This is a genomic window from Mucilaginibacter sp. PAMB04274 (assembly GCF_039634385.2).
Taxonomy (GTDB): domain Bacteria; phylum Bacteroidota; class Bacteroidia; order Sphingobacteriales; family Sphingobacteriaceae; genus Mucilaginibacter.
This window is the reverse complement of sequence record NZ_CP155081.2, coordinates 2,420,783-2,436,818: the sequence shown is the minus strand read 5'-3', so window position 1 is coordinate 2,436,818 and position 16,036 is coordinate 2,420,783. Positions and strand designations below refer to the sequence as shown.

Here is a 16,036-nt window from a genome sequence, read left to right as displayed (position 1 = left end):
TATGAAGATACTCGCCTTATGTGGCAGCCTGCGTCCGGAGTCATCTAATATGGGTATCTTGAAAACCATTCAAACATGGTTGCCGGATGGTGTTCAATATGAAATTTACGACAACATAGGCTTGTTGCCACATTTTGATCCCACTTTCAATCATGAAGATGTACCAGGCGAGGTTGTGAGGTTTAGAAGATTAATTGCCAATGCAGACGGCGTTATCATTTGCACGCCAGAGTATGTATTTGGTTTACCGGGCTCGTTGAAAAACGCTTTGGATTGGACCGCATCATCAGGCGAGTTTAATGAAAAACCGGTAGCTATTATTACGGCATCCTCATCGGGAGAAAATGCGCATGCTTCATTAAAAATAATAATGAATGTTTTGACAAGTCACGTGCCTGATACATCTACGCTGCTCATCTCCTACATCCGAACTAAAATAAACTCCCAAAGCCAAATAACGGATGCAGAAACGATTGATAAACTTCATAGTGTATTGCAATCTTTCCTCCAACATATTTCTGGCAAGCTGCCAAATTGACAAGCGCAAGCCGTTTGGAACAAGGCTTGATGTATGCGCAACAGCTACTAAACATTAATCCTTAAATTTTAACTATATGCAAGAAAAAGGTACGATTTCGATTCACACCGAAAACATTTTTCCCATCATTAAAAAATTCTTATACTCTGATAACGAGATATTTCTGCGTGAGCTGGTGTCTAATGCCGTTGATGCTACACAGAAGATAAAACGTTTAGCCTCACTGGGTCAATACAATGGCGACCTTGGCAGTCTGCAGGTTGAAGTTTCATTTGATGAAGCTGCCAAAACGATCACCATATCCGACAACGGATTAGGTATGACGGCTGATGAAATTAAAAAATACATCAACCAGATAGCTTTCTCGGGCGCTACCGAGTTTATGGAAAAGTTTAAAGAGGCTAAAGATGCAAACGAAATTATTGGTCGTTTCGGCTTAGGTTTCTATTCTGCATTCATGGTAGCCGATAAGGTTGAAATACAAACGCTATCTTATCAGGAAGGTGCTGAACCCGCTCGCTGGATATGCGATGGCAGCACCGAGTTTGAAATTACTGAAGGTAACCGTACAACACGCGGAACAGATATTATACTTCATGTTAATCAGGAGTCGGAAGAGTTTGTAAGCAAACACAAATTGCAAGAGATATTAGACAAGTATGCTAAGTTCCTACCCGTTCCTATTAAATTTGGTACTAAGACCGAACAGGAGCCAGATGGTGAAGATGAAGAAGGCAAACCTAAATATGTTTCAGTTGAGAGCGATAACATCATCAATGAAACAAACCCGATCTGGACTAAAGCCCCATCTGAGCTAAAGGACGAGGATTACTTAGCCTTCTATAAAGAATTATATCCATTCTCAGAGGATCCGTTGTTTTGGATTCACTTGAATGTAGATTATCCGTTTAACTTAACAGGTGTGCTTTACTTCCCTAAAGTGAAAAACGACTTTGATTTCCAACGCAACAAAATCAAGTTATTTTCACGCCAGGTATTTATTACGGATGAGGTTAAAGACATTGTTCCTGAATTTTTAATGCTTTTGCATGGCGTGATCGATTCACCGGATATTCCGTTGAACGTTTCTCGTAGTTTCTTGCAGGCAGATAGTAATGTTAAAAAAATAAATACTTACATCACCAAAAAAGTGGCCGACAAGCTGGCCGATCTGTTTAAAGCCGACCGCAAAGCTTACGAAGAGAAATGGAGCGACATTGGCTTATTTGTTAAATACGGCTTTTTAAGCGATGATAAGTTTTACGAAAAAGCAAAAGACTTTGTATTATTAACTAATACTGCTAAAGAAAACTTTACACTGAGCGAATACAAAGAGAAAGTACAAGCTGTACAAACCGACAAGGATGGCCAGTTAATTTATTTATATACTAACGAGCCTGCAAAACAGGATGCATTTATCCAATCGGCTACCAGAAAAGGTTATGACGTGTTGGTTATGAATTCTCCTATTGACAATCACTTTGTAGGTAACCTAGAACAAAAACTTGAAAAGACATCACTGAAACGTGTTGATGCTGACGTAGCCGATAAGCTGATTAAAAAGGATGATGCGCCGGCTACTGTATTGACTGATGAGCAAGTAACCCAGGTTAAAGCTGTTTTTGAAAAAGCAATTACCAAACCTGGCTTTAAAGTAGAGTTGGAAAGCCTAAGCCCTGAAGAGCTACCGGTAACTGTTACCATGGACGAGTTTATGCGCCGCATGAAAGAAATGGCCCAAATGGGTGGTGGCATGGGCTTTTATGGAAATATGCCCGACAGCTATAAAGTAGTGGTGAATGGTAATCACAAACTGATAAGCCGCATATTAGAAAATGGTGACGAAGGTGCACAATCACAACTGGCCAAGCAGGCGTTTGATCTGGCGCTACTTTCTCAAGGCCTGTTAACCGGTTCTGAATTGACCGAGTTTGTTAACAGAAGCGTGAGCCTGATTTAAGAACATATCTTTTAAAAAACATAAGCTGCCATTAAACCGGCGGCTTTTTTTGTGTCTAACTATATTGGTTATCAAACAAATTACCTTTACAAATAGTAGTGTTATAACCGATATATAATATAGCTCAAACTATGAAGACATTAAAGTATATATTCATCATTGCACTGTTTTTATTAGCAGGCAATACTTACGCTCAAGACACCGTTAGGAAGACAAGCCGTGCCGAGCGCCAGGAAATGAAAGCTGCGGAAGTTAGACAGCTGTTAGAAAGTAAAAAATTTGTATTTCAGGCCCAATACGCAAACCCATTGGGCGGAGGAGTAACAACATTAAATGGCCGATTATTTAATTTATCGCCTAACGGAAATGGCCACATCTATCTGAATTATAATTACGACTTCAAGATTAGGCCCGATTCGGTAATCTCTTATTTACCGTATTATGGTCGCGCTACGTTTGATGCAGCTTACAACTCGCCGAACGATAACGGTGTGATGTTTACTTCAACAAAATTTGGCTATTCTGCTAAGGCCGGTAAGAAAGGCAACACTGTAATTACCATTACGCCTCGGGATGCAAAGTATAATCAAAAATTTATTTTGGAGGTTACCGACAGCGGCACAGCTACACTGCAGGCAATTATAACCAACCGTAACACTATTTCTTACGACGGTTACATTACCGAAAAGTAATATCAATATATGTAGACAAAAAAGCCGCATTAATCAATGATATGCGGCTTTTCTGCTTTGTAATGATAAATTTTATTCATTACTATCGGCTGCTTTTATCGTAATGTGTAAGCTACCGTCCTGTGTTTCTAAAAAAGAGTTTTTGCCGGCTGTCCACTCATCGGCTATGTTTTCAGGAACAAATACAGTTACCAGATTTGTATGAAGAGTAGCTCTCATTTCGTTTTCGGCGGTACGCTGCAGCACAAACAGAATAGGCTCCTCACCTATCACAATTCGCTGCTTACAAACACCTTCATGGGCAAAAGCATCAAATTCGGCTTTCGATAGGTTATAATTTAAGACCGTTTCACTAATAGTTATTTCCATAATAAGTTTTTCAATCAGATCGGTGCATTTGACCTTCACTTACACAGAACAACTCATTTTCAGCTATTGTTCGTAATAATATGTAATTGCTACAGTACGTTTTTCAAAACGCTCCAAACGTTATCGGCCACAACTTTGGCGCCTTCTTTAGTTGGGTGGATGCCGTCATCCTGGTTAAGTTTAGCTACCCCACCCACGTTCTGTAACAAAAATGGGATGAGGGTCACTTTATTTTTTTCAGCCAGTTGGGTAAACATAGCCTTAAACTGGCTGGCATAACCAGCACCCATACTTGGCGGCACCTGCATGCCAGCTAATACTATTTTAGCATCAGGGTATTTTGATTTTACGCTATGGATGATTGTTTGCAAATTACGGGTTGTTTCAATTACGGGCACACCCCGCAAACCATCATTAGCGCCCAGTTCAAGCACGAAAACATCTACTTTTTGCTTCAATACCCAATCAATACGGCCGCGGCCGCCTGCGCTTGTTTCACCACTGTTGCCAGCATTTACAACGGTGTAAGGCAATTTGGCCTCCTTTATTTTATCCTGCACTACGCTTGGGTAAGCCTCCGTTGCCGGATCTTCCAATCCGTAACCAGCAGTTAAACTATCGCCAAAAAACAATACTACTTTGTTTGGTTTGGATTTAGCAGGAACTGCTGCCGTTGACGCCGCTGTAGTAGAGTCGGTTGCCTGCTGCTGCTGCCCTGCATTACTACATGCCGCCAGCAATAAGCTACTTATTAGTAATGCTTTTACTTTATGTTCAATCATCTTTCATAAATTCTTTTAAGTGTCTGATCTTAACACTTCCAGTGGTGGACGGTTAAGCACTCCACGGCTGTTAAACAGGCCAATTAAAATAGTTAACGCTACAGTAAGCCCAAACAGTATGCCAGCCGGGGCATAGTTAACTTGAAAAGGAATCTCAAAACTAAATTTGGCAAGCAACCATCCCCCTGCTATTGCAAGCAGCACACCAGTTAATGAAGATAACGCCCCTAAAAACAGATATTCTAATGCTGTAATAGCCAGTATCTGCCTTCTGCTGCCGCCAAGTGTACGCAATAAAACGCTTTCTTTAATACGCTGATATTTACTGATACGGACAGAGGCAATAAGTACAATAATACCTGTAGCTATACTGAAGCCGCTCATAAAACGTATTACGTAACTTATTTTATCCAAAATCTCATCCAGTATGGTTAGCACCAACCCCAGATCAACTATAGATACGTTAGGGTATTTTTTGACAATAGCTTGCTGATACTTAGCCGACGTTGGCGAAGAAGAAGCATGGGTAAGCAAAACGTGGAATTGCGGCGCCTGCTCTAAAACACCAGTAGGAAACACCACCTGAAAGTTAGTTTGTACCTTATTCCAGTTTACCTTTCTTAAACTGGCTACATAAGTATTTACTGGCGTACCCTGCACGTTAAAAGTAAGCTTGTCGTTCAATTTTATTTCTAACCGCTTGGCCATGCGTTCATCTAATGATACAGGAATTACGGTTTCACCGTCAGTCTTACCAATCCATTTTCCTTCTGCTATCTTTTCGGAAGAGGTAAGGTAATCTCGGTAAGTAACCCGGTACTCGTAACCAAAAGCACGGCGTAGCTTATCAGCAGTGCTGTCTTTAGGTAAGGTGGCAGCTGTTTTATTGTTTATACGGTCCAGCTTAATGGTAATGATGGGCACCTGCTGTATAACAGGCATATGGTGTTGCTTTGTAATATCAAGCACTCCTTTTTCCTGATCGCTTTGTATATCAAACAAAATCACATTAGGCTGATTGCCGCTCGCAGATAATGTTACCTGCTTAATAAGCATCGACTGCAGAAAGATGAGCAAACAAATAAAAGCAGTACTAAGCCCTATAGACACCATCAGGATGGTGGTTTGGTTATTGGGTCTGTGTAAATTGGCAAAGCCCTGCCTTACTAAATAACTCCATGATGCTTTAACCAATAATTTGATAATCCACATAAGCAAGAGTGCCGTTAATGTAAGTATCAGAAAGGCTACTAAAATGGCCACTGTAAAGGCTGCACTTGCCGCCCAATCATTAAGCTGCAAATAACTGAAACCTATGATAAAGCCGAGTATAAGCAGGTACACCAGCCAGCGAAGAGGATCTCTGCGAGATTTTACTGTTTCGAATGCAGAGCGCAAAGTGTTAAGCGGCGATATATTACGAATGCTGATTAAAGGCAATAAAGCGAAAAGCACGGATATGATAACCCCTAACAAAACGCCCTGTCCTAAAGCCAACCATGATACAGATACTGAAATGTCGAATGGCAAAAAATCTTTCAGAACAAGCGGCAAAACCTGTTGCACTACCGTACCCAATACAGCGCCGACAACTGAACCTATTAAGCCAATGCCTGCAATCTGTATCAAGAATATCAAGAAGGCTTCTGAGGCTTTGACGCCAAGGCAACGCAGCACCGCAATAGAAGCTACTTTCTCGCGCACATAGATCTGTGTTGCACTGGCCACACCAATACAACCCAGTAACAGCGCTATAAAGCCTACTAAGGATAGAAAACGGTTTAAGTCGCTAAATGCCCTACCTGTGTTTTGCTTACGCGTTTCGATAGTCTCATAACGCAGGTTATTTTTGTCCAGTTTTTCATCAAGGCGATCTGCCAGTTTATCGACGTCTGTCTTTTTATCAAATTTATAGTAAAAGTTGTAATTTATTCGGCTGCCTTTATCAACCAGTCCGGTTGCATCTAAGTATTGCAGCGGAATGTAAACCACCGGCGCAATACCTGCCGCTAAGCCACTTTGCCCGGGTGCCTGGTTCAAAACCCCTGCAATAATAAAAGTTACCTTACCAATTTTAACTGAATCGCTTACACCGGCTTTGTATTGCTGCATTAAAGCCGCATCTACCAAAGCATATTTACCGTCTTTAAAACTTTTAGCGGCTGTAGCAGGTGTAGTTTCAATACTGCCATAATACGGAAAGCCACCCTTTAAAGCACGAATTTGTACCAGCCGGGTATCTTGGCTTTTGTTGAAATATACCATTGAGGCAAAGTTGCGTTCTTGCGAACGCTGCGTGCCCAATGTATCCAGCAGCCTTTCCATTTTTTTATCAACCGCTTTGTTGCCGGATATAACTAAATCTGCTCCTACCAGGGTGGCAGCCTGTGAGTTGATATCATCACGCAGGTTATAACCAAAAGAATATATGGCAACCAGTGCGGCTATCCCCAGCGTAATAGATGAGATAAAAAGAAATAACCTGGAACGGTTACGCCGGCTATCACGCCAGGCCATCTTAAATAGCCAGCTCCATTTTACTGACCGGTTTAAGTTTATCATGTTAGATGAATCTGCGCTCATATCAGGCTAAAGTTTTTTCGTCAGATACGAGTTTGCCGCCTTTGATTTTCAAAATGCGTTGTGTTTTTCCTGCAAGCTCCAAATCATGCGTAACCAATATTAGGGTGGTACCGGCGTCATGGTTCAAATCAAAAAGTAATTTTTGCACACGCTCACCTGTTTCGGCGTCCAGGTTTCCCGTTGGCTCATCAGCAAATAGAATTTTGGGCTGATTGGAAAACGCCCGTGCAATAGATACCCGCTGCTGCTCGCCACCAGAAAGCTGTGTAGGATAATGATGGCTGCGGCTGGCCAGCCCTACTTTATCGAGCAAGTCCAGCGCCCTCGCCTTTATGTTTCGTTCGCCACGTAATTCTAACGGCACCATTACATTCTCTAAAGCGGTTAATGTAGGGAGCAGTTGGAAGTTTTGAAATATAAAGCCTACAAATTGATTACGAACCTGCGCTCTCTTGTCTTCACTTAGGGTGTTTAAATTGATACCGTTAAGCACCACGCTTCCGTTGCTCGATCGGTCAAGCCCGGCACATAAGCCAAGCAACGTAGTTTTACCGCTGCCTGATGGCCCAACAATAGCGTTGGCTGAGCCGGTGGGAATTAAAAAGTTGATGTTATCGAGCACCGTAAGTGTTTTGCCGGCACTTTGATAGGATTTACTTAGGTCGGTAATTTCCAGTATATTTTCCACTAACAATATTTAATTAAGATTATTCTTATAGACTTTAACAGCCCGTATAAGTTACAACATTAATTATAGTTAGTTTAGTTTGATGGTATTTTATGGCTGGAGTTTACAATAAGAAGATAAATTTTGCCAGCATGTGATACTACCTGATGCATTTAGCATACTGTTACTTACACTAAGCTTAAATGCATTGCCGAACATGGCTTTGCATTTGCCATTAAAACATGCTACTTTTTGTCAGCATGATCAATCTGGTGTTTTTTAGGGAAATTAAATAAGATTGAGCTAATGACAGGAATAACAAATATGCCTACTGTGAAGACTGATACCCACATATCAGTCTGTTCACTATCAAGTGTTTTAGTTACTGGAGACTCAGGATAAAAGTGTGAGAACAATGATGCCGAAAGTTTTAACCCTAAAACACCGATAACTAGGTAAGCTACCGTTTCCAAAAAGTGGAACTTTTCCATCAGCTGCACAAAGAACTGGGCTACGAAGCGCATAGCCAGAATTCCTATGAACACCCCGGTATATATCAGGAAAATGTGGTCGGTAAAGGCGACGGCGGCAAATACGTTATCAATGGAAAAGGCCAGATCCATTATCTCAACCAGTGCAACCGTAGCCCAAAAGTTGCCCAGTGCCCCTACGGTTTTTCTGTAGAACCAGCTTTCTTCTTTTTTGATATTTTCAGTCTCGTCTTTATCAGCAGTTTTTCCTTTAAAATAGTTAAAGGCAAGGTAAAGCAAATAGAAGCCGCCTAAGGGCTTAAGCCACCAGATTTTAACCAGCCATGTGGCCAGCAACAGGCATATGCCCCTGAAAACATATGCCCCTATAATGCCATACCGTAAGGCTTTGCTACGTTGTTCTTTGGGTAAATCGAGCACCATGGTTGCCAAAACTGCCGCGTTATCTACCGATAGCAAACTTTCAATAACAATTAAGTTGAGGATTATTAACAGCCCTGCTTTAATGTCTTCGCCAAGTAAAGTGTGCAAAAAGTCCATATCTCAAAATTATTCTTTATTCACAATTCATCGAACAAAGAGTTACACTTCAAAAGCTTTAAACACTATTTTAGGTATTAACCACCTTAAAACGGCTATAACAGCCCGCATTTATACTTGCATGCAATATTTTTAATATAATTGTACTCCATTAAGTGATCTATGCTATCAAAAAAGACAAAGTATGCCATCAAGGCACTGATTGTATTGGGTAAGAACAAAGACAACCCACCCATGCAGATTGCACAGATTGCGGAGCTGGAAAAAATTCCAAAAAAGTTTCTGGAAGTAATCTTGCTTGAATTACGTAAAGCCGGCTTTTTATACAGTAAAAAGGGCGCCGGCGGCGGGTATGCCATCAATAAAGATCCAAAAGAAATTTATTTGGTTAGTATATTACGCATTACCGATGGCCCTATAGCTATGGTACCGTGCGTTAGCTTAAACTTTTACCATCGCTGCGAGGAATGCCATAACGAATCAACCTGCGGTATTCGCAGTATGTTTTTGGACATCCGTGACGCAACACTTAAAATCTTATCTGAAACCAGCATTGCTGATTTAATTGACAAGGAAGTATCGCTGGGAGATTCGGCGCTCATAGGATTATAAAACAAGTAAAAAGAAAGGCCTCCTTTATCTGGAGGCCTTTCTTTTTTACTTGTTTGGTTGCGGGGTCATTCGCAAATAGGGTTTCACTACCCGATGGCCTTTCGGAAATTTAGCAGGAACATCTTCATCTTTCACAGCAGGCGTAATTACCACGTCCTCACCTTCTTTCCAATCTGCAGGTGTAGCTACACTGTAGTTAGCAGTTAACTGCAGAGAATCGATCACGCGCAAAATTTCCTGAAAATTACGACCCGTTGATGCCGGGTAAGTAATTATCAGTTTAATGGTTTTATCGGGCGCTATGATGAATAACGAACGAACGGTTGCAGTTAAGGAAGCATTAGGATGAATCATATCCCAGGCCTCCGCTATCTCGCGGCTTTCATCGGCAATGATAGGAAAGTTCACTTCTACGTCCTGTGTTTCGTTAATATCGCTAATCCAGCCCTTATGCGACTCTACAGAATCAACACTTAAAGCAGCTACCTTCACATTACGTTTCTTAAACTCATCTGTTAATGCAGCTGTACGGCCAAGTTCGGTTGTGCAAACCGGCGTGTAATCTGCCGGGTGCGAAAAGAGCACGCCCCAGCTATCGCCTAAAAACTCGTAAAAATCTATCTCGCCTACCGAGGTCTGCGCTTTGAAGTTGGGGGCTTTATCGCCTAATCTTAAACTCATGGTTATTAATTTTTGTAATGTTATGATAAGTATATAATTGTTTAAAACGATTTCGGTTTTAAAAGCAACAACCAAGATCATCTTGAACAAATATAGAACACCCAAGCAAAAAGTCTATAGTATTAGTAGATTTTTTACATCAAAAGAACAGAACCTTTTTCTCAACTACGGGGATGATATTGAATGATAGTGCTTTTTAAATAGTCACGATCTAAGTGTGTGTATATTTCGGTTGTGGTAATACTCTCATGGCCTAGCATCTCCTGTACAGCGCGCAGGTCGGCCCCTCCTTCAATAAGGTGAGTAGCAAAAGAGTGGCGAAAGGTATGCGGACTAATTTTTTTCTTTAGTCCTAGATTTTCTGCCAGTTGCTTAACAAGCATAAAGATATATACACGTGTTAAACGGCTACCTCTCCGGTTTAAAAACACTATATCTTCGTCTCCCTTCTTTACTGAAGTATGCACGCGTCCAAATTCAAGCCATAATTGAAGAGCCTTTATTGCAGTACTGCTAATGGGTACCAAGCGTTCTTTATTACCCTTACCAGTAACCTTAATAAATTCAATGTCGAGATATAGGTTAGAAAGCTTAAGTTCAGTCAATTCAGACACCCTCAGTCCGCAACTGTACAGTAATTCAACCATCGCTTTATTACGGGTGCCATCAGGTTTGGACAGGTCAACTACGGCAATAAGCTGGTTTATTTCATCATAACTTAAGGTGTCTGGTAACTTACGTTGAATTCTTGGCGACTCCAACAACTCAGAAGGATCTGCATTCACAATCTCTTCAATTAGCAGGTATTTGTAAAACGCCTTAATGCCTGATAGAATACGAGCCTGGGTAGACGGAATCATACCCAACTCATTTACCCACTGAATAAAGAGCCGTAAATCGGATAATACTATATTATCAGGCGTTAAAATAGGTAATTGTATTTCAGCGTATTCGCGGAGTCTACCTATATCTCTACTATATGCTTCAATAGAGTTCTCCGACAGTGATTTCTCCAATTTTAAATAGTTCCGAAAACCTTTTATTGCTGACTGCCAATCCACCTGCTTTAAGTTTTGATGTTTTATAAGTAAGTTTGAAATGCTATGAAGATACAAATCATTAATGGTCCAAATTTAAACCTACTTGGTGTTAGAGAAAAATCTATTTATGGTGACAGCAGTTTCGATAACTACTTTGCTTTACTCCAGCAGCGCTATGCCAACCATTCCCTCCATTACTTTCAAAGTAATTATGAGGGGGAGTTGATAGACAAACTGCATGAAGTGGGATTTGACTATGATGGCATTGTTTTAAACGCAGGCGCCTATACCCATACCTCTATCGCAATTGCCGATGCAATTGCCGCTATAACTACACCAGTTGTTGAGGTGCATATATCTAACGTACATAAAAGAGAGGAGTTTAGGCATAATTCTTTTCTTTCGCCAAACTGCAAAGGCATCATAGTAGGCTTTGGGCTCGACGGTTATCGCTTAGCAATTGAAAGCATAGTAAGCATTTAATTAAACTTAATTGTAAGCAAACGCTTTGAGCAAGCAGATGTTAATACTTTATAAGTGCTCCACTTACTTCATGTGCTGATGCGTAAAATTCTTTTTTTCCGGCTAATTGCCTGTTGTCTTTTGTTGCTGGTTGGAATGCCTTACCATGCCATTGCACAATATAAAAAGAAACGTTCTAAAAGTGTAAGCGACTCTTTGCGTGCGGCAATGCTGCGCCGCGATTCAATGATGAGGTATTACAAAACCTCAGATACATCAACTAATAATTTACTTCAAAGGATTGAGTATTACACACTATCTTTCAATCAGATAAGTAATAGATTAAGTAAAGGATTAGATACTGCAGATATAAGCGCACAGCTGCCAAGGCTGGAAAAGTTGACTACAACAGTCAGGAATTTAATTGTACGCGACCGATCAGGAACATTGCGCTACTTGTATTCTATAAGGGATATTTTAACTAAGCAACAAGACAAGCTAGATGTTTGGCAGGAGGATTTAAAAGCCATTAATGAAAAGCTGGCTGATACCGACGATCAACTAACCCTAATCAATCGGGATTCCATTTTTAGGATCTTCCCGGCTGATAGTACGTTGAGGCTTACCTTCCTGCAACAACGCGCCTCTATAGAAGTCAAAGCGCATAAGCTCGACTCGCTGAACAAGAAAGCACTGCTTCGTATAGGGCTGATGCAAAATAAAGTTACCTCTATTTATATCACTATACTGGAGGAGAAGGACCTTATCAACACCAAGATCAGGAACTTCAGCATTAATTCTTTTAATTGCGAATACGGTTATATCTGGAACATGCAATCGGCCAAAGGAGCTACGTTTGCATCGTCTTTAGAGCGTACAATTAGCATGAACATAAAGCTTTTTAAGTTGCTCAATGGCGAATCGCTCATGCATTTGCTCGGTATAATAATACTGGCAGGCTTTTTAATCTGGATCATTTTAAACAGACGTAAAATTGTTAAAACTAAAAGGAACCCGTCCAGCATACTTCAACAAACACAATACGTTTCGGGCTACCCTATTGCCGCTGCGCTTTTAGTAACATCTTTACTTGTTCCTTATTTTTACGACCAGCCCCCTATGGTTTTCCTGGAAATTATTTTTCTGGTAACTATTACCTGTGTATTATACCTTACCTACAAAACTTGCCCTAAACCAGCTTTAAGCTATTTACATAAACTATTCTGGCTAACGCTGCTGTTCAGCATCAGCAACTTATTTGTGGAAGTGTCTACCGTTGATCGCCTTGCGCTTTTGATCTTATCAGCGGCAACCGCCTGGATAAGTTTTAGGCTCATTAAGCAAATTAACATAACCTACGAACCGTATATACCCTACAGCCGCTTTGCACTTTGGCTGCTCGTAATTCTTCAAGCTGCACCGGTATTATTGAATATAGCAGGCCGTTTTAGTTTAGCAAAAATTATTGGTGTTACCGCCGTATACAATTTTTGGCTGGCCATTAGTTTATACTACTTTGTACAGATATTAATGCAAAGCCTCTTCTTACAGCTCGAGGCAAATAAAATTGATAAGGATAGTATAAGCTCCTATTTAGACTTCAAATTACTACAGGCCAAATTTAAAAACATCCTAAACATTGCTGCCGTGGTAATGTGGGTAGTTACTCTACTGCAAAATTTAAGCGTCGAAGACAATGCGTTTGAAATAGTGGAAAGCTTTCTGACACAATCGCGCAAATTAGGCGGCACCTTATTTACTTTCGGAAGCATTCTGATTTTCGTTGGCGTCATCTGGCTGGCATCTGTTGTGGCCCGCATCATCAGTTACTTTTATGACTTTGTTGGCCAGCACAAGCCAACCGAGTCTACCAAGCGCAAAACACGCACGTCACTCCTGCTTATCCGCATAGCAATATTCAGCGTTGGTTTCTTGTTAGCTGTGGGTGCCTCTGGCTTCCCGTTAGATAAGCTTACCATTATCATTAGCGCACTGGGTGTTGGTGTAGGCTTTGGTTTACAAAACATCGTAAACAACCTGGTATCGGGGTTAATACTGGCCTTTGAAAAACCGGTACAGGTAGGTGACGTTATTGAAGTTGCAAACCGCTCGGGCACTATAAAAGATATAGGAATGCGATCTAGCAAAATTGCTACAGGTAACGGCGCTGAGATCATCATCCCTAATGGTGATTTAATATCGCAGCATGTAATCAACTGGACTTTAAGTGATAGCAACCGCCAAGTTGAACTAAACATAAGTGTTGCCTACGGCTGTGATGTAGACAAGGTGAAGAACATTTTACGCAACATGCTAGCCAATCGGGATGATATTATGATTAAACCGGCACCGGTAGTTTATTTAGATAAATTAGGACCGGCGTCGGTTGATTTTAAAGTACAGTTTTGGGCGGCCGACATTTCGATGTGGCAGCAATTAAAAAGCCGCGTACTATCGGCAATTTATAAGGCATTTGAGGCGGAGGGTATCGAGATACCGCAACCTAAGCAGGAGCTTATATTACATATGCCCGGTAACAGCGCGACCGTAAATACACAAACAAGCGAACCAACTCGCCCGTTTAATGAAAGTCCTGCGGATCCAGATCAGTAAACTTGGTTTTCTTTTTGGCGAAGAACTGCATCACAATACTCCGTTTGTACAGCCCTTTTGTATTTGGAACCATCATTGGCTTGTGATAGGTTTGATCCATGCCGTCGTGTCTGCTTGATGAAGCGTTGGAAACCGAATGACCAGCCAGCACTGCTTCGTTGCTATATAATTCGGTTTGCTGTTTCTCCTCACAAGCAACTTGTTGCGTTTTTTTAAAAAAGCTTCTTACAAAGCTTTGATGGGCTTTGCTTACGGCCCATGCGTCTTTACGTTTACCTTCACCCAAAAAACGGATCAAGGCCAAAAGGTCCAGCCAAAAACGTATACCAATAACCCATGCACCGCGCATGGCAGGCAGGTTCTTTTTAAGCAATAAAAGATTGTTTCTGAAATTAAGATACGTTTTAAATGGATTTTCGGTATTGAGTGTACCTCCACCCACATGGTAAACGGAAGATTGCGCACAATACATAACCTTGTAGCCGCAGTTCTTTAAACGCCAGCACAAGTCAATTTCTTCCATATGTGCAAAAAAGCGCTCATCAAACCCACCTACTTCGCGCCAGCAATAGCTTTTAATGAACAGTGCCGCACCCGACGCCCAAAACACCTCACCCGACTGCTCGTATTGTCCTTTATCTTCCTCCACCTCATAAAACAAACGGCCACGGCAAAACGGATAACCCAGTTTATCGATAAAACCACCGGCAGCACCTGCATGCTCAAAGTAGCCGGGCTTGTCGAACGCTTTTATTTTAGGTGCAGCTGCAGCAATGGAAGCATCGCCTTCCATCAATGCAATCACCGGTTCAATCCAATCAGGCGTTACCTCAATGTCCGAATTAAGCAGGACATAGTAGTCAGCTTCCACCTTGTTAATTACCCGGTTATACCCGCCGGTATACCCGTAATTCTGTTCATTCTCTATAACATCAATGTGGCCGGCATAACGGGCTTTAATAAACTCAACAGAACCGTCGGTAGAACCGTTGTCTCCAACAATCACCTGTAAGTTTGGCCAAGTTGATTGTAGTACAGAGGGTAAGAATTGTTGCAAGTGCTTTAAGCCGTTCCAGTTAAGTATTATAACAGCAACTTTAGGTGGTATATTCATCAGTTCATATCTTCTGGTTTAAACTTCCACCTGCGGTGAGACCATAACCAGTATTGAGGCTCTTCTTTAATAACATTTTCCAGATAATGCACATGTGCTTTTGTAATCTCGTACTCGGCAGTTAGCTTAGGGTTATCAAACAAAGGTACAAATGTACAGGAGTAATAACCACGTTTTACACGCCTTACGTCACAAAAAACAACCAAGCTGTCTGTTGCCTTGGCCAGCTTTTCCACGCCCAAAAAAACTGCCGTGGGCTGATTCAAAAAATCTGTGAAGTACGTAGTTTCATCACGGGATGGCGTTTGGTCGCCCGCTAATACGGTAAAGGTAACCTCGTTCCGGTGGGCAACCAGTTTACGGAAGGTACTTTTCATCGGCACCAAATGTGCACCAAAGCGTGAACGCATATTGTAGAAAAACTCATCGAACACTGGGTTAGACAGGGGCTTGTAAGCAATGATGCATGGCCTTTCAGTAATCAACCCCATTCGTAAACAGCCACTTTCCCAGTTACCATAATGCCCTACTGCGCCTATGATACTTTTTCCCTGTTTAAATGCTAGATTTTCTTTTAGGTACTTATCCTCTATGCGAACGCGCTTAATCACCTCTTTTTCCGAGAGCGTACACAGCTTTATAGTTTCCACTACCAAATCGGCCAGGAAACGAAAGTATCTTTTTTCAATGGCTTTGCGCTCATTAAGTGACTTCTCAGGGAAAGCGTTAGCTAAATTTTCTTGTACGACTTTGCGCCGGTAGCCAATCATATAGTAGAGTAATACGAAAAGCACATCGGCAATCAGGTATAATAAGAAGTAAGGCAGCATAGAAAGCAGGTATAGTAAACCCACACCTAGCCTTGAAAAACCTTTTCTTATCATTACTTTCG

At 41.3% G+C, this 16,036-nt stretch carries 15 protein-coding genes; 6 read left to right on the top strand and 9 right to left on the bottom strand.

Annotated features, from left to right (window positions below):
* Position 1: 1 nt before the first annotated feature.
* The 3 genes from ABDD95_RS10285 to ABDD95_RS10275 all read left to right on the top strand — a co-directional run bounded on the left by ABDD95_RS10285 (position 2) and on the right by ABDD95_RS10275 (position 3,190).
* A complete protein-coding gene (locus ABDD95_RS10285; protein WP_345951803.1) occupies positions 2–538 on the top strand; it encodes an NAD(P)H-dependent oxidoreductase in 537 nt (178 codons plus the stop codon).
* 76 nt (positions 539–614) lie between these two features.
* Positions 615–2,498, top strand: a complete 1,884-nt coding sequence (gene htpG, locus ABDD95_RS10280) for a molecular chaperone HtpG (protein WP_345951802.1) — start codon at positions 615–617, stop codon at positions 2,496–2,498.
* Positions 2,499–2,629: 131 nt separating this feature from the next.
* Positions 2,630–3,190 carry a DUF4251 domain-containing protein gene (locus ABDD95_RS10275; protein WP_345951801.1) on the top strand — a complete coding sequence of 187 codons (561 nt, stop codon included), beginning with the start codon at positions 2,630–2,632 and terminating at the stop codon, positions 3,188–3,190.
* Positions 3,191–3,262: 72 nt separating this feature from the next.
* On the opposite strand, the gene ABDD95_RS10270 is transcribed toward ABDD95_RS10275, so the two are convergent.
* From ABDD95_RS10270 to ABDD95_RS10250, 5 genes are all read right to left on the bottom strand, one after another.
* Positions 3,263–3,559 (bottom strand): hypothetical protein, encoded by a 297-nt coding sequence (locus tag ABDD95_RS10270; RefSeq protein ID WP_345951800.1) that lies wholly within the window; start codon positions 3,557–3,559, stop codon positions 3,263–3,265.
* A gap of 89 nt (positions 3,560–3,648) precedes the next feature.
* On the bottom strand, positions 3,649–4,341 hold the full coding sequence (locus ABDD95_RS10265) for an arylesterase (RefSeq protein WP_345951799.1): 693 nt from the start codon (positions 4,339–4,341) through the stop codon (positions 3,649–3,651).
* Positions 4,342–4,356: 15 nt separating this feature from the next.
* Positions 4,357–6,924 carry an FtsX-like permease family protein gene (locus ABDD95_RS10260; RefSeq protein ID WP_345951798.1) on the bottom strand — a complete coding sequence of 856 codons (2,568 nt, stop codon included), beginning with the start codon at positions 6,922–6,924 and terminating at the stop codon, positions 4,357–4,359.
* Between the two features lies 1 nt (position 6,925).
* The gene (locus tag ABDD95_RS10255; RefSeq protein WP_345951797.1) at positions 6,926–7,618 is read right to left on the bottom strand and encodes an ABC transporter ATP-binding protein; all 693 of its coding nucleotides are present in this window, start codon (positions 7,616–7,618) and stop codon (positions 6,926–6,928) included.
* A gap of 218 nt (positions 7,619–7,836) precedes the next feature.
* Entirely contained in the window at positions 7,837–8,622 is a 786-nt protein-coding gene (locus ABDD95_RS10250; protein ID WP_345951796.1) for a TerC family protein, read from the bottom strand.
* A 162-nt stretch (positions 8,623–8,784) separates the two neighbouring features.
* Between ABDD95_RS10250 and ABDD95_RS10245 the strand changes: the two genes are divergently transcribed.
* Positions 8,785–9,234 (top strand): Rrf2 family transcriptional regulator, encoded by a 450-nt coding sequence (locus tag ABDD95_RS10245; protein WP_345951795.1) that lies wholly within the window; start codon positions 8,785–8,787, stop codon positions 9,232–9,234.
* Positions 9,235–9,279: 45 nt separating this feature from the next.
* On the opposite strand, the gene ABDD95_RS10240 is transcribed toward ABDD95_RS10245, so the two are convergent.
* On the bottom strand, positions 9,280–9,915 hold the full coding sequence (locus ABDD95_RS10240; protein ID WP_345951794.1) for a peroxiredoxin: 636 nt from the start codon (positions 9,913–9,915) through the stop codon (positions 9,280–9,282).
* A gap of 161 nt (positions 9,916–10,076) precedes the next feature.
* Positions 10,077–10,976 carry a site-specific tyrosine recombinase XerD gene (gene xerD, locus ABDD95_RS10235; RefSeq protein ID WP_345951793.1) on the bottom strand — a complete coding sequence of 300 codons (900 nt, stop codon included), beginning with the start codon at positions 10,974–10,976 and terminating at the stop codon, positions 10,077–10,079.
* A 42-nt stretch (positions 10,977–11,018) separates the two neighbouring features.
* Between xerD and aroQ the strand changes: the two genes are divergently transcribed.
* Both aroQ and ABDD95_RS10225 read left to right on the top strand, forming a co-directional pair.
* The gene (aroQ, locus tag ABDD95_RS10230; RefSeq protein ID WP_345951792.1) at positions 11,019–11,438 is read left to right on the top strand and encodes a type II 3-dehydroquinate dehydratase; all 420 of its coding nucleotides are present in this window, start codon (positions 11,019–11,021) and stop codon (positions 11,436–11,438) included.
* A 78-nt stretch (positions 11,439–11,516) separates the two neighbouring features.
* Positions 11,517–14,030 (top strand): mechanosensitive ion channel domain-containing protein, encoded by a 2,514-nt coding sequence (locus ABDD95_RS10225; RefSeq protein ID WP_345951791.1) that lies wholly within the window; start codon positions 11,517–11,519, stop codon positions 14,028–14,030.
* Here ABDD95_RS10225 and ABDD95_RS10220 read toward each other — a convergent pair.
* Both ABDD95_RS10220 and ABDD95_RS10215 read right to left on the bottom strand, forming a co-directional pair.
* Positions 13,999–15,144 carry a glycosyltransferase family 2 protein gene (locus ABDD95_RS10220; protein ID WP_345951790.1) on the bottom strand — a complete coding sequence of 382 codons (1,146 nt, stop codon included), beginning with the start codon at positions 15,142–15,144 and terminating at the stop codon, positions 13,999–14,001. The genes ABDD95_RS10225 and ABDD95_RS10220 overlap by 32 nt on opposite strands.
* A complete protein-coding gene (locus ABDD95_RS10215; RefSeq protein WP_345951789.1) occupies positions 15,144–16,028 on the bottom strand; it encodes a lysophospholipid acyltransferase family protein in 885 nt (294 codons plus the stop codon). The genes ABDD95_RS10220 and ABDD95_RS10215 overlap by 1 nt, the downstream gene beginning before the upstream one ends.
* Between the last annotated feature and the right edge of the window lie 8 nt (positions 16,029–16,036).

Excerpts from the sequence above, each read along its gene's own strand:
- ABDD95_RS10225 (WP_345951791.1), top strand. The coding sequence starts at position 11,517 with ATGCGTAAAATTCTTTTTTTCCGGCTAATTGCCTGTTGTCTTTTGTTG.
- ABDD95_RS10285 (WP_345951803.1), top strand. The coding sequence starts at position 2 with ATGAAGATACTCGCCTTATGTGGCAGCCTGCGTCCGGAGTCATCTAAT.
- ABDD95_RS10245 (WP_345951795.1), top strand. The coding sequence starts at position 8,785 with ATGCTATCAAAAAAGACAAAGTATGCCATCAAGGCACTGATTGTATTG.
- aroQ (WP_345951792.1), top strand. The coding sequence starts at position 11,019 with ATGAAGATACAAATCATTAATGGTCCAAATTTAAACCTACTTGGTGTT.
- ABDD95_RS10220 (WP_345951790.1), bottom strand. The coding sequence starts at position 15,144 with ATGAATATACCACCTAAAGTTGCTGTTATAATACTTAACTGGAACGGC.
- htpG (WP_345951802.1), top strand. The coding sequence starts at position 615 with ATGCAAGAAAAAGGTACGATTTCGATTCACACCGAAAACATTTTTCCC.
- ABDD95_RS10275 (WP_345951801.1), top strand. The coding sequence starts at position 2,630 with ATGAAGACATTAAAGTATATATTCATCATTGCACTGTTTTTATTAGCA.
- ABDD95_RS10215 (WP_345951789.1), bottom strand. The coding sequence starts at position 16,028 with ATGATAAGAAAAGGTTTTTCAAGGCTAGGTGTGGGTTTACTATACCTG.
- ABDD95_RS10265 (WP_345951799.1), bottom strand. The coding sequence starts at position 4,341 with ATGATTGAACATAAAGTAAAAGCATTACTAATAAGTAGCTTATTGCTG.
- ABDD95_RS10260 (WP_345951798.1), bottom strand. The coding sequence starts at position 6,924 with ATGAGCGCAGATTCATCTAACATGATAAACTTAAACCGGTCAGTAAAA.
- ABDD95_RS10250 (WP_345951796.1), bottom strand. The coding sequence starts at position 8,622 with ATGGACTTTTTGCACACTTTACTTGGCGAAGACATTAAAGCAGGGCTG.
- ABDD95_RS10270 (WP_345951800.1), bottom strand. The coding sequence starts at position 3,559 with ATGGAAATAACTATTAGTGAAACGGTCTTAAATTATAACCTATCGAAA.
- ABDD95_RS10240 (WP_345951794.1), bottom strand. The coding sequence starts at position 9,915 with ATGAGTTTAAGATTAGGCGATAAAGCCCCCAACTTCAAAGCGCAGACC.